This window comes from Nonomuraea sp. NPDC050783 (genome assembly GCF_040802095.1).
Classification (GTDB): domain Bacteria; phylum Actinomycetota; class Actinomycetes; order Streptosporangiales; family Streptosporangiaceae; genus Nonomuraea.
Genome location: NZ_JBFAHK010000006.1, coordinates 107,678 through 119,965, shown reverse-complemented (window position 1 = coordinate 119,965; position 12,288 = coordinate 107,678). Strand labels below are relative to the sequence as shown.

Sequence of the window (12,288 nt, the reverse complement as noted above, 5' to 3'; positions counted from 1 at the left end):
GGTCTCGGTTGAGACGCTCATGCTACGGGTGGGCACCGACAATCGCTGGTCGTACCGGCATGCCACGGCCCGGCCCGGGCCCGGCGAGAGCCCGGACGAGGCCGCCCGGCGGCTGGCCGGGGTGCGCGCGGACGATCCAGACATCGTCCTGCATTCCACAAGCTGGCGGTACGAACCGGACGGCCGGATCGTGCTCACGTACGCGGTGTGCCCCGATCCGGCCCCTTGGCTGCCTGCCGTCGAGGTGCCCGAGCTGGAGATCGCCCGGGGCGCCGCGCCCGCCACGCCGGCGCCGCAGCGCGTCGCGCTCGCCCACGTGGTCGCGCACGCCGTCAGGCACCTGGCCTTCCTCGTCGCCGAGGACCCGGTCGTGGCCCGCGTCCTGGCCCGCCACCCGCTCCTCGGCCCGGCTCTGCCTCAGCCGGGGTCGCGGCGGGGAGCCGTCCCGCCGGTGCCGCTCTGGAGCCCGCCTCCCCCTGAGCGCGGGCCGGCGACGCGCGCCGAGACGCGGCGCCCCCACGCCTGCCCGGGCAGCTCGACATAGCGGTACGCCAGCGCGCTGGCCCCCAGCACCACCGCCAGGGCCAGCGCCGACATCGCCACCTGGTAGGCCGGCTTGGCCCGCCGCAGGTCCCCGGTGATCGCGGTGAAGTACTTCAGCAGCGGGTGGTGCACCAGGTAGAGCGAGTAGCTGACCAGCCCCAGCCAGACGACCGCCCTGGGCAGCCGCCGCCCGCGCAGCGCCATCCCGCCCGCGAACGTCGCCCCCGCCAGCGCGATCGTCGTCACCCACACGTCGGCCCGCACCCACCACCAGCCGCCCTCGATCGCCCACAGCGGCGCGGCCGCCACCAGGGCCGCCGTCACCGCCACCGGCCACAGCCCGCCCGCGCCCTGCTCCCAGCGGCGGATCGCCGTCCCGGCGAACATCACCGCCACCACGGCGACGCCCAGCCACGGCACCCGGCTGCTCAGCACCAGCGCCGCCAGCGCCATCACGCCCAGCACGCAGGCCGCCGCCGTGCGGGCCCGTCCCCACACCACGCAGCCGAGCCCGGCCGCGAACAGCGCGCACGTCAGGTACGCCGTCCAGCCGCCCCTCAGCACCGCCCCGGACGCCACCAGCCCCACGACCACGGAGCCGCCGGCGAACGCCATCGCCAGCAGCCCGCTCCTGCGGTGCGTCCCGAGCAGGAACAACGCGGTGACCATCAGGTAGAACACCATCTCGTACGACAGCGTCCACATCGTGTCGGCGACGCCGCCGACGCTGACCACGTCGAGCAGCATCGTGGCGTGGGCCGCGACCGCGCTCCCGTCGCGCGGCACCCCCTCGCGCACCGGCACCCACCAGGCCAGCGCCAGGACGAGGGCGATCACGGCCAGGTAGAGCGGGTAGAGGCGGAAGACGCGGCTGATCCAGAAGGCCCGCACGTCGCCGTGCCGCTCCAGGGACGTGGGGATGATGTAGCCGCTGACCAGGAAGAACACCAGGATGCCGTACACCCCGAGGCTGAACCAGTAGGGCCGCAGCCCCGGCAGGAACCACGGCAGCAGGTGCTCGGCCACCACGGCCAGGGCCCCGACGCCGCGCAGGGCGTCCAGCCAGGCCAGGCGAGCCACGCCGGGGCCACCGCCAGGGCCACCGCCAGGGCCCGTCTGCGGGCTCGCGGGGGACGGCGGGCCGCCGGAGGGGCGGGAGTCGCTGGGCATGAAGGGCGTGGCGGCTGCGGACACCCGCACCAACTTACCCGCCGAAGCCCGGGCGATGCCGCCGTCCGGCCGGGAAGTGCGGCAGGCGGGAAGGCCGGCCTGGTGGCCCGGCGATACCCGCCGTCCGGCCGGGAAGTGCGGTGGGCGGGAAGGCCGGTGTGGTGGTGGCTCGGCGAGGCCGCTGTCCGGTCAGGGGGTGCGGTGGGTGGAGAGGCTGGCGTGGTGGTCGGCGCCGTCCGGGCCGAAGGGGTCGGTGTGGACGGTGGCGGCGCGCAGGCGGGGCAGGTCGTGGATGAGGCGGTGCTCGGCCTCGACCGCGACCGCGTGGGCGTCCACTACAGACATATCGTGATTTACCTGGATCTCCACTTCGGCGTGCAGGGCGTGGCCGATCCAGCGCAGGCGCACCGAGCCGACCTTGCGGACACCGTCCACCGTGGCCAGGATGCCCTCGGCGGCGTCCACCAGGTCCGGGTCCACGGCGTCCATGAGGCGGTGGTAGATCTCGCGGGCCGCGTCGCGCAGGACGAAGCAGATGGCGACCGTGATCAGCAGGCCGACGACGGGGTCGGCGACCGGCAGCCCGACGGCGGCGCCGCCCGCGCCCAGGAGGACGGCCAGCGAGGTGAAGCCGTCGGTCCTGGCGTGCAGGCCGTCGGCGACCAGGGCGGCCGAGCCGATCTCCCTGCCCACCCTGATGCGGTAGCGGGCCACCCACTCGTTGCCGAGGAAGCCGACCACCGCGGCGGCCGCCACCCAGCCGAGGGCGCGGACGTCCTCGGGGTGCAGCAGGCGGCGGACCGCCTCGTACCCGGCCAGGGCCGCGGAGACGGCGATGATCAGCACGATGACGATGCCCGCCAGGTCCTCGGCCCGGCCGTAGCCGTAGGTGAAGCGCCGGGTGGCGGCGCGGCGGCCGAGCGAGAACGCGATCGCCAGCGGGACGGCGGTGAGGGCGTCGGCGAGGTTGTGCAGGGTGTCGCCGAGCAGCGCCACCGACCCGCTGGCCACCACGATGACCGCCTGGAGGGCGGCGGTGACCATCAGGACGGCGAAGGAGACGGCGAGGACGCGCATGCCGCGGCTGCTGGACTCCAGGGCGGTGTCGGTCTTGTCGGCGCTGTCGTGGCTGTGCGGGGTCACCGCGTGCGCGATCCGCCCCAGCGCCCCTCTCACCGCCCGCCCGGCCCGACCCCCGCCCCCACCGTGCCCGTGTCCGTGTCCCTGCTCATGCCCATGTCCCTGCTCATGCCCGTGCCCATGTCCATGTCCCTGCTCATGCCCATGTCCGTGCCCATGTCCGTGCTCATGCCCGTGCTGGTGAGCCATGACATCCCTCGTTCGCGCACCTCGTCTCCGGCGACCAGGATATGGAGTCACGGGGCGGGCGGGCGTCACCAGCCGACGCGGCCCTTGCCGGAGATCAGCGCGCGGGCGATCACCAGCCGCTGCACGTCGTTGGTGCCCTCGCCGATCGCCATCAGCGGCGCGTCCCGGTAGAGCCGCTCGACCACGTACTCCTGCGAGTAGCCGTACCCGCCGTGGATGCGCATCGACTCCAGGGACGCCTTCAACGCCACCTCGGAGGCGAAGTACTTGGCCATCCCGGCCTCCATGTCCACCCGCGCGCCGCCGTCGGCCCGCGACGCCGCCCAGTACGTGAGCAGCCGCGCCGCCTGGATCTCGGTCGCCAGGTCGGCGAGCTTGAGCTGGATGGCCTGGAAGTCGGCGATGGGCTGCCCGAACGCAGTGCGTTCCTTGGCGTAGGAGAGCGCGGCGTCGTAGGCCGCCTGCGCCACGCCGACGGCGCGGGCGGCGATGTTGACGCGGCCGATCTCCAGCCCGCCGAGCACCTGCTGCATGCCGCGCCCCTCCACCCCGCCGAGCAGGGCGGACACCGGCACCCGCACCTCCTGGAGCACCACCTCGCAGGTCTCGGTGCCCTTGTAGCCGAGCTTGGGCAGGTCGCGGCTGACGCTGAAGCCCGGCGACGAGGGGTCCACGAGCAGCACGGACATGCCCTTGTGGGCGGGCTCGGTGACGGAGGTCTTGACGAGGACGGGCAGCGGGTCGGCGTGGCGGGCGTTGGTGATCCAGGTCTTGGTGCCGGTCACCACGTAGTGGTCGCCGTCGCGGACGGCGCGCGTGCGGATGCCCTGGAGGTCGGTGCCGGCGCCGGGCTCGGTGAGCGCGATCCCGGTGCGGCGGGCGCCGGTGGCCAGGTCCTTGAGGTAGAGCCGGCGCTGCTCGTCGGTGCCGTGGCGGTTGATCATCCAGCAGGCGAGCGAGTGGGAGCCGAGGGTGCCGGCCACGCCCATCCAGCCGCGCGCGATCTCCTCGAAGACCAGCGCGAAGGAGACCATGTCGGCGCCCATGCCCCCGTACTCCTCGGGCACGGACAGGCCGAACAGGCCCATCTGCTTCATCTTCTCCACGATCTCGGTGGGGTACCTGCCGGAGTGCTCCCACTCGACGGCCACCGGCAGGATCTCCTTGTCCACGAACGCCCGCAGGCTCGCGCGGAAGTCCTTCTGCTCGTCGGTCAGCTCGAAATCCATCTGCCTCGATCCCCGGTCCGCACACTGATCAGGCAGCTCACGTTAATAAGGCGGTACTTACCGGGTCAATGACCTACGCGGACCGGGCGGACAGGCCGGCGACGACGTCCACGATGCGGGCGGCGCGGTCCAGCTCCGCGCGGTGGAAGGCGGGCGCCTCGGCGGCCCGCGCCACGACCAGGTGCACGCCGTGGCCCAGGACGGGCAGCAACATCAGCCGCAGCTCGCTGGCGTCCACGGCGGCGGGGCGCGGCGGGGGCTCGGGCAGGTCGAAGGCGCCGGGGGCGGACAGCGAGGCGTGCCGCACGGCGCCGTCGGCCACCGCGAGGGCCCATTCCGCCCCGCACAGCCCGGGCAGCGCGTCCACCAGGGTGGCCAGGCCGCGCGCGGGCTCGGCGGCGACGTGCGAGATCAGGTCGTAGTCCAGCGCCGTCCCGGGCACCTCCTTGGTGCTCCACGCGCCTTCGACGCGCACGCCGGGCACGGCCGCCAGCCGGTCGCGGGCCTCGGCCGGGGTCACCGGCCCCGGCCAGGAGACGGTGAAGTCGTCCACGGCCCGGCCGGCCTCGCGTTCGAGCACGGTGACCTGCAGGATGTCGGCCCCGAGCGTGCCCAGGGCCTTGGCCACCTGGCCGAGACCGCCCGGCCGGTCCGGCAGCGACACCCTCAGTCGCAACAGCATTGCCGCCCCCTTTCCAGAGCTCTCACAGTGCCGTGGAAAGGTTTCCGGCATGTTCCACGGATATGTCGGCCATGCTGCGCTTATATCCCAAGATGAAGGGTTAAGTCCGGATTATCGGCCACGGTCTGCCCATGACGAGCTGGGATTTTCGCAGATCGTGGCCCAAGAACCGCGCCCTCCCGGAGCGGGCCGCGCTCAGGCGAACACGTCCTGCTGGTAGCGGCCCTCCGCCTCCAGCCCGGCCAGCCACGCGGTGCCGTCCTCGCCGGTACGCTCCCGGTACAGGGCCAGCAGGGCCTGCCGCACGGCGGGCGCCATGCGCAGGCCGTCGCCGCAGACGTACACGTGGGCGCCCTGCTCCAGCAGCTCCCACACCTCGCCCGCGTGCGCCGCGATGGCGTCCTGGACGTAACGGTACGGATGCCCCGGCACGGCGGAGAACGCGGTGTGCACGCTCACCTCCGCCCGCTCCGCCCAGGCGGCCAGCTCGTCCCGGTACAGCAGGTCGTGCTCCGGGTGCCGGCAGCCGGCGAACACGATGGCCCGCCCGGCGGCCCCGGACAGCACCCGCTCCTCCAGGAAGCCGCGCAGCGGCGCGAACCCGGTGCCGGGCCCGACCAGGACGACCGGCGTGGCCGGGTCGGCGGGCAGCCGGAAGGCCGGCGCGGGCACGCGGACGTAGCCGTAGAAGACCTCGCCCTCCCGCAGCCCCGCCAGGTACGCCGAGCACGTCCCGTGGTAGGTGCCCGCCCCGGACCAGGCCGGGCCCTCGACCAGCCCGACCGTGAGCCGCACCAGGGACGGGTCGGCCAGCGGCGAGGAGGAGACGGAGTAGTAGCGGGGCCTGATCGGCCCGGCCAGCTCCAGGAACACCGGCAGCGGCAGCTCGATCGCGGGGAAGCGCTCCAGCAGCGCCAGCGGGGAGACGCGCTTGGCCAGGATCTCCTCGGCGTAGTTCGCGGTCAGCTCGGCGAGCTGGCGGCGGGTCCACGGGCAGCCGGTGTGGGCGGCCAGCGCCTCCAGGTCGGCCCGAGTGGCCACCTCCTGCAGTTCGGCGAACTCGCCGAGCAGCAGCCCGGCCGTCACCGGCGTGTCCACGGGCAGGTGGGTGGCGCCGGCGGCACGCAGCCGCACGACCTGCTCCCGGGGCACGCGCAGGCAGCGCAGCGCCCATTCGACCAGCTCGGGGTCGTTCTTGGCGAAGACGGCCACGTGGTCGCCGGCCGAGTAGGTGACCCCTTCGGGCAGCCGGGCCACGATGGAGCGCACGCCGGGCCGCGGCGCCTCGGTGGAGAAGTCCCAGAGCCCGGCCGGGTCGCCGGTCAGCTCCTCGTTGGCGACGACGGTCAGCGGGAAGGCGCGCTCGGAGACCACCGCGGGCCGGATCTCGGCCTCGCTCAGCACCTCCATCGTGTAGCGGGGGCCGGCCGCGGCGGCGCCGGCGCCGTACTCCTCGGCCAGCGCCGCCCACAGGCGGGCGGTCCACGCCGACACGTCGCCGTCGAAGTCGCCGTCGGTGTCGGCCTCGCCCCGCTCGACCAGCGGCACCGCCCCGGCGGCGGTCAGCTTCTCGTACGCGCGGCGCGGGAACTCCTGGTACGTCGGCCACTGCGTGTTCCCGCAGCCGAGCACCGCCAGCCGCACCCCGGACAGGTCGGGCAGCGTGTCGAGGGCGTCGAAGCGCTGGGCGTTGTCGGGGGCCTTGCCGTTGTAGGAGGAGGCGACCACGACGAGCAGGCCCTCGCGCGGCGGCTCCAGCTCGTCGAGCGTGGTCAGCGTGGTGGCGAACCCGGCCCGCCCGGCCCGCTCGGCCAGCCGCTCGGCGAGGTCGGCGCTGGTGCCGAGGTTGGAGCCGTAGGCGACGGTGAGCGGCACGCCGGCGACCGCGACGTCGTCCCCCTGCTCGGCCGGCGCCGCCTCCGGAGCCGCGGGGACGGCCCGCTCGTGGGCGCGGCGCTCGCGCACCCGCAGCGTGAACCCGTCCGGCTTGAGGGTGAGCGTCTGCTTGATCCGCATCCGGTAGGCGTCCGGGTCGGACAGCGCGAAGCGGCGCAGGATCATCGCCAGCGCCAGCCGCGCCTCGGTGAGCGCGAACTGGCGGCCGATGCAGGCCCGCTCGCCGTTGCCGAACGGCTTGTACGCGGCCGGGTGGTGGCTGCTGCGCTGCTCCGGCAGCCAGCGGTCGATGTCGAACTCCTCCGGCCGCTCCCACGCCTTGGGGTGGCGGTGCAGCACGGGCAGCAGCACGCCGACGCCCAGGCCCGCGGGGATGGGGTAGCCGCCGATCTCGGTGTCCTCGATGGCGGTGACGCTGAAGGCGGGGATCGGCGACCAGACCCGCAGCGTCTCCTCCAGGACGCGCGGGATGACGTCGAGCTTCATGATCGTCTCGTACGCCGGCGGCTCGTCGCCCGGCAGCAGCCGGTCCACCTCCTCGTAGGCTCGGGCCAGCGTGTGGGGCTCGCGCAGCAGGTTGTACAGCGCGAAGGAGAGCAGGCCGCTGGTGGTCTCGTGGCCGGCGATGAGGAAGGTGAGCACCTGGTTGCGGATGTTCTCGTCCGGCAGCCGGGCGCCGGTCCGCGGGTCGGCCGCCTCCAGCATGAGCCCGAGCAGGTCGCCGGTGCCGCCACCGCCACCGCCGGCCCTGCGTGCCTTGATGACGTCGTCCACCAGGGCCTGCATGGTGGCGATGTCGCGCCGGTAGCTCTCCTCGCGGCCGCGCCGGAGCCTGGTGACGAGCGGGAGCTGCTGGTTGCGCAGCATGGCCTCGGTGAGCGCGCCGCCCATGGCCTTGAGGAACGGGTGCAGCTCGGGCGAGGCGAAGGAGTCGAAGCGGTGGCCGAAGCCGGTCAGCGAGATCGTGTCGAGCGTGAGCCGGGTCATGTCGTCGGCCACGGGCAGGTCCTGGCCCTGGCGGGCCGCCCACGAGGCGACGAGCTGCTCGGCGACCTCCAGGAACTGCGGGTAGTACGCCTTCATCGAGCGCTGGCTGAAGGCGGGCATGAGGATGCGGTGCGCCTGGCCCCAGACCGGCTCGTCCTGCTCGGCCGTGAACAGCCCGTCGCCGCTGAAGTCGCGCACGATCGACAGGGGCGGCTGGATGCGCTTGACGAACCGGCTCTCGTCGCACACCTCGGCCACCAGGTCGGGGTCGAAAACCAGCGCGAACGTGCGGCCGGCGACCTCCAGCCGGAAGATGCCCTCCTCCTGGTAGCGCGAGGCCACCTCGACGAAGTACTCCATCGGCGAGTGCGAGGGGATCTGCAGGGTGTTGCCCAGGAGGGGCAGCCCCTGCGGGACGGGAATGCGCGCCATGATCGCTCCTGAAAGGTAGCCATACACCGTATGGCTCACGCTACCATACGGTGTATGGCCGTAAGCGCGCGCAGGGGCGCCCCCCTGAGCATCGAGGAGATCAGCTCGGCCGCCCTGCGGCTGATGGACGCGGGCGGCGTCGAGGGCCTGTCCATGCGCAAGCTGGCGGCCGAGCTCGACGTCAACCCCATGTCGCTCTACCACCACGTGGCGAGCAAGGACGCGCTGGTGGAGCTCATCTGCGCCACCGCGACGGCCCGGATGCGCCTGCCGGCCGACGACGACGCGCCGTGGCAGGAGCAGTTGCGCGCCCTGGCGCTGGCCTACCACCAGTACGCGCGGCAGCACCCGGCCCTGTGGATCCACATCCACAACAACCCGCGCGTCATCGCCGACCGGACGATGCCGCTGTGGCAGGTGCTCGACCGCATCCTGCGGCTGGCCGGGGTGCCGGAGGGCGAGCTGCGGCGCACCAGCGACGTGCTGCACGCGTTCGTCTCGGGGCTCATCCTGTCGGAGCTGCAGGGGCACCTGCCGGAGGAGGCCGGGGAGATCGAGCGCAGCCTCGGCCTCGCCGTCGAGCTGATCGTGCGCGGGCTGGAGGGCGTCACGCGCCCTCGCGGCTGATCAGCCGGCCGCCTCCCACACGGACTCGAAGGCGGCCCCGTTGATCTCGGCGAGATCCCAGATCTCCAGCGGCTGGTCGGTGAGGAAGCCCTGCTCGTCCTGCAGGTGGCCCCACCAGTAGCGGCGGGCGGCGCGGTCGGCGCCGACCGTCACCTGCCGGACCGCCCAGTGCTCGCCGTCGCCCTCGACGCTCTCGAACAGCCACACCCGGCCGGCGTCGTCGGCGGTGTGCCAGTAGCGGCGCGGGCTCTCGGACTCAGCGAGCTGCTTGACCAGCGGCCGGCGAAGGTCTGGTTCTGCCACCCGCTCATGCTAGCGTCCGGCCTGGTAGGCCCCCGAGTCCGGTGAGCCGTCGAGCTGCCGCCCCGCGGCGTCCACGGGCCGGCCGCCGCCGAACCAGGCGGCGCTCAGCGGCAGGGCGCGGCCGAGGGCCGGGGAGCCGGGCCGCAGCCGCAGGTCGCTGCCGGAGACGAACTTCGGGTCGGCCAGCACGGACTTCGGGCCGAGTTTGAAGCTGGCCTTGCGCCCCTGGTAGACGCCGCCGTCCTCGTCGGCGCCCTGGCCGTCCTCCCAGCCGGCGTTGCCGCCGACGGAGATGACGTTGTTGCGGAGCTTGAGGATCGCCGGCGAGCAGCCGTCGTGGCAGGACCAGCCGACGGTGTCCTTGGCCGGCAGGGAGACGGAGTTGTGGACGGCGATGGTGCCCCTGACGGGGCCGACGACGTGGCGGGGGCCGCGGGTGATCAGGAAGGAGCCGCGGGAGCGGGTGGAGGTGACGACGTTGAAGGCGAAGACGTTGCCGGTCGCGGTCTTGCCCTTGCGGGCGCCCAGCTCGGTGAAGGTCTCGTTGTCCCTGGCGATGTTGCGGGTGACGAGGTTGCGGTCGCCGTCGAAGATCTCGACGGCGGCCCCGTCGGTGCCGTAGTCGGCGCTCCTGGCGAAGCTGCCGGTGATGGTGTTGGCGGTGACCACGTTGTCGTCGCCGTTGAGCAGCACGCCGAAGGCGCCGGAGTCGTTGTCGCCGCCCACGTCGTTGACGCTCATGCGGTTGTTGTCGGTCAGGACGCTGTCGCGCACGGTGTTGTGGGAGCCGGTGACCTGCACGCCGGCGATGTTGTGGTCGGCCTGCACGCCGGACAGCTGGTTGTGGTGGCCCTCGACGCGGAAGCCGGCCCAGTGGCAGCGGGAGGCGCGCAGGCCGCTGACGCGCCACTGGTCGCCGGTGACGACCACGCAGTCTTCCTCGGTGCTGGTGATCTTCGCGAGCGGGCCCTCACCGTACGCCTTGATGGAGATGGGGCGGGCGGCGGTGCCCTTGGCGGTGAGGGCGAGCGGGCCGGTGAAGGAGCTGCCGCGCTTGACCGCGACGGTGTCGCCCGGCTTGAGGTCGGCGGCGTTGACCGCGTCGAGCGACTTCCAGGGCTTGCGGGCGCTGGTGCCCGCGGCCGAGTCGTCGCCCGACCTGGAGTCGACGTAGTAGGTGGTGCCCGCTTGGGCGGCGGCCGCCGTGGCGGGGACGGCGGGCAGGAGCGAGGCCATGACGGCTACGGACAGCAACCTCATCGGGGCACACCATGATCTATTTGAAACGGCAAGTAACAGAGAACACCGTAGCGTGTTCAGTGCGTGATGCGCCATACGGAGAGTGACGGTCCGTCTCCGGGAATCACCTCGCCGTCCGCCGCGCCGTGGACGCCCTCCATGCGCACCCCGACCGGCAGCGGCTCGCCCGGGGCCCGGCGCGCGGCCACCACCAGCGTCTCGCGCTCGCTCTCGCGGGCGAAGACCAGGCAGTCGGCGTCGGCGTGCAGCCAGCGCAGCCCGCCGTGGCGCAGCGCGGGCTCGGCGCGGCGCAGCCCGAGCAGGGCCCGGTAGCCCGCGAGGGTGGCCAGGTCCTGGTCGGCGGGCCGGTTCCAGGGCATGGGGGTGCGCGAGTGCTCGCCGTTGACGCCGGTCAGGCCGAACTCGCTGCCCGCGAAGACCATGGGGGTGCCGGGCAGCGTGGCCTGCAGCCCGAGCGCCAGCAGGTGCCGCTCGCGCGAGCCGGTGACGGTGCGGATGCGCGGCGAGTCGTGGGAGTCGAGCAGTTGCCAGGAGTGCACGAGCGAGCGCCACGACATGTGGGAGGCGAAGGAGCGGAAGGTGGCCAGCGTGGCCGGGCCGTCGCGCTCGGGGACGCCGCCCGGCACGCCGAGGAAGTGCTCCAGCTCCAGGCCGGGGTCGCGCAGCCAGGCCCAGACGGGGCGGGTGAAGCCGCCGTAGTTCATGGTGCCGTGCCAGCCGCCGCGGTCGAGGTCGCCGCCGGCGTCGTGGTTGTGCTCGGCGATGAGGGCGGCCCGCGGGCCGAGCGCGGCCCGCAGGCAGGACGCGGCCTCGTGGGCGAAGTCGTCGGCGCCGCGGCGGCCGGTCATGTTGGCCACGTCCACCCGCCAGCCGTCCAGCGGGCCGAGCCAGCGGGTCAGCACCTCGCGCATCCCGGTCCGTACGCGCTCGCTGCCCCAGTTGAGCTTCGGCAGCGACTTGTAGCCCCACCAGGAGTCGTACTCGCCGGTGTGGGGGTCGAAGTAGAACATCTCCCGCTCGGGCGCGCCGACGTCGGAGACGGCGGCGGTGAACCACTCGTGGGCGTCGCCGCAGTGGTTGGTGGTGATGTCGCCGATCAGGCGCATGCCGCGCGCGTGCAGCGCGTCCGCCAGGCGGTGCAGGGCCTCGTCGCCGCCGAGCAGCGGGTCCACGCGCGTGAAGCTGGAGGCGTCGTAGCGGTGGTTGGAACGGGCGGGGAAGAACGGCGTCAGGTAGACGGTGTCGGCGCCCAGGCTCTCGACGTGGTCGAGCCGCCGGACGACGCCGTCGAGGTCGCCGCCGTAGAACTGCTGGGAGGTGCCCGGGCCCCGGGGGATGACGGGGTCGCGGTCCCAGTCGCGGGGCAGCGCCCAGTCCGGCAGGTCGCGCATCGGGCGGGAGCGCTCGAAGCGGTCGGGGAAGATCTGGTAGACGATCGCGTCGCGCATCCACGCCGGCGGCGGCTCGTGGCAGACCAGCCGGAAGTCGGTGGCGTCGGTCAGGTCGTGGCGGGCGAGCCCGGCGGCGGTCAGCCACGCCGGGCCGCGCGGGGTGGCCAGCAGGAACCGGTAGGGGGTGACCGGGTTGACGGCGGTGATCTCGGCCCGCCACCACACGTCGCCGCGGCCGGGCCCGGGAACGTTCCTGGGGGCGGGCACGGCCTCGGCGTAGCGCGGCTCGCCGTCGTGCACGGCGCGCACGGTCACGCCGCTGACGCCCGCGGCCAGCGGGGCGCGCAGCCAGAGCGTCACCCGCGCGCCGAGCTCGGGCTCCTGGTCGGGGACGTACAGGGCGGACCCGTCGTGGTGCGGGTCGTCGATGTAACGCATG

10 protein-coding genes are annotated in these 12,288 nt (G+C 73.7%); 1 reads left to right on the top strand and 9 read right to left on the bottom strand.

All coding sequences use genetic code 11. The annotated features are described in order from the left end of the window. Positions 1-417: 417 nt before the first annotated feature. The 6 genes from AB0H75_RS18020 to AB0H75_RS17995 all read right to left on the bottom strand — a co-directional run bounded on the left by AB0H75_RS18020 (position 418) and on the right by AB0H75_RS17995 (position 8,268). Positions 418-1,737 carry an acyltransferase family protein gene (locus tag AB0H75_RS18020; protein ID WP_367797373.1) on the bottom strand — a complete coding sequence of 440 codons (1,320 nt, stop codon included), beginning with the start codon at positions 1,735-1,737 and terminating at the stop codon, positions 418-420. A 165-nt stretch (positions 1,738-1,902) separates the two neighbouring features. Beyond that, entirely contained in the window at positions 1,903-2,889 is a 987-nt protein-coding gene (locus tag AB0H75_RS18015; RefSeq protein WP_367797371.1) for a cation diffusion facilitator family transporter, read from the bottom strand. Beyond that, positions 2,886-3,023, bottom strand: coding sequence for a hypothetical protein (locus AB0H75_RS18010; RefSeq protein WP_367797369.1), 138 nt, complete (start codon positions 3,021-3,023; stop codon positions 2,886-2,888). The genes AB0H75_RS18015 and AB0H75_RS18010 overlap by 4 nt, the downstream gene beginning before the upstream one ends. An 84-nt stretch (positions 3,024-3,107) precedes the next feature. Next, positions 3,108-4,271: an acyl-CoA dehydrogenase family protein gene (locus AB0H75_RS18005; protein WP_367797367.1), complete on the bottom strand. Its 1,164-nt coding sequence runs from the start codon at positions 4,269-4,271 to the stop codon at positions 3,108-3,110. Between the two features lie 73 nt (positions 4,272-4,344). Then, positions 4,345-4,953, bottom strand: coding sequence for an amino acid-binding protein (locus AB0H75_RS18000; protein WP_367797365.1), 609 nt, complete (start codon positions 4,951-4,953; stop codon positions 4,345-4,347). Between the two features lie 195 nt (positions 4,954-5,148). Then, positions 5,149-8,268 carry a bifunctional cytochrome P450/NADPH--P450 reductase gene (locus AB0H75_RS17995; RefSeq protein WP_367797363.1) on the bottom strand — a complete coding sequence of 1,040 codons (3,120 nt, stop codon included), beginning with the start codon at positions 8,266-8,268 and terminating at the stop codon, positions 5,149-5,151. 54 nt (positions 8,269-8,322) lie between these two features. Here AB0H75_RS17995 and AB0H75_RS17990 point away from each other — a divergent pair, with 54 nt between their 5' ends. Beyond that, entirely contained in the window at positions 8,323-8,895 is a 573-nt protein-coding gene (locus tag AB0H75_RS17990) for a TetR/AcrR family transcriptional regulator (RefSeq protein WP_367797361.1), read from the top strand. Here the strand turns inward: AB0H75_RS17990 and AB0H75_RS17985 are convergent, their stop codons facing one another. From AB0H75_RS17985 to AB0H75_RS17975, 3 genes are read right to left on the bottom strand one after another with little or no spacing between them, the layout of a single operon-like run. Beyond that, complete coding sequence (locus AB0H75_RS17985) at positions 8,896-9,198, bottom strand: hypothetical protein (protein ID WP_367797359.1); 303 nt, start codon at positions 9,196-9,198, stop codon at positions 8,896-8,898. Between the two features lie 9 nt (positions 9,199-9,207). Further along, complete coding sequence (locus AB0H75_RS17980) at positions 9,208-10,458, bottom strand: NosD domain-containing protein (protein ID WP_367797357.1); 1,251 nt, start codon at positions 10,456-10,458, stop codon at positions 9,208-9,210. Between the two features lie 56 nt (positions 10,459-10,514). Beyond that, positions 10,515-12,287, bottom strand: coding sequence for a glycoside hydrolase family 13 protein (locus AB0H75_RS17975; protein WP_367797355.1), 1,773 nt, complete (start codon positions 12,285-12,287; stop codon positions 10,515-10,517). Between the last annotated feature and the right edge of the window lies 1 nt (position 12,288).

Coding starts and splice junctions, on each gene's coding strand:
- AB0H75_RS18010 (WP_367797369.1), bottom strand. CDS start 3,023: ATGAGCACGGACATGGGCACGGACATGGGCATGAGCAGGGACATGGAC.
- AB0H75_RS18005 (WP_367797367.1), bottom strand. CDS start 4,271: ATGGATTTCGAGCTGACCGACGAGCAGAAGGACTTCCGCGCGAGCCTG.
- AB0H75_RS18000 (WP_367797365.1), bottom strand. CDS start 4,953: ATGCTGTTGCGACTGAGGGTGTCGCTGCCGGACCGGCCGGGCGGTCTC.
- AB0H75_RS17995 (WP_367797363.1), bottom strand. CDS start 8,268: ATGGCGCGCATTCCCGTCCCGCAGGGGCTGCCCCTCCTGGGCAACACC.
- AB0H75_RS17990 (WP_367797361.1), top strand. CDS start 8,323: ATGGCCGTAAGCGCGCGCAGGGGCGCCCCCCTGAGCATCGAGGAGATC.
- AB0H75_RS17980 (WP_367797357.1), bottom strand. CDS start 10,458: ATGAGGTTGCTGTCCGTAGCCGTCATGGCCTCGCTCCTGCCCGCCGTC.
- AB0H75_RS17975 (WP_367797355.1), bottom strand. CDS start 12,287: ATGCGTTACATCGACGACCCGCACCACGACGGGTCCGCCCTGTACGTC.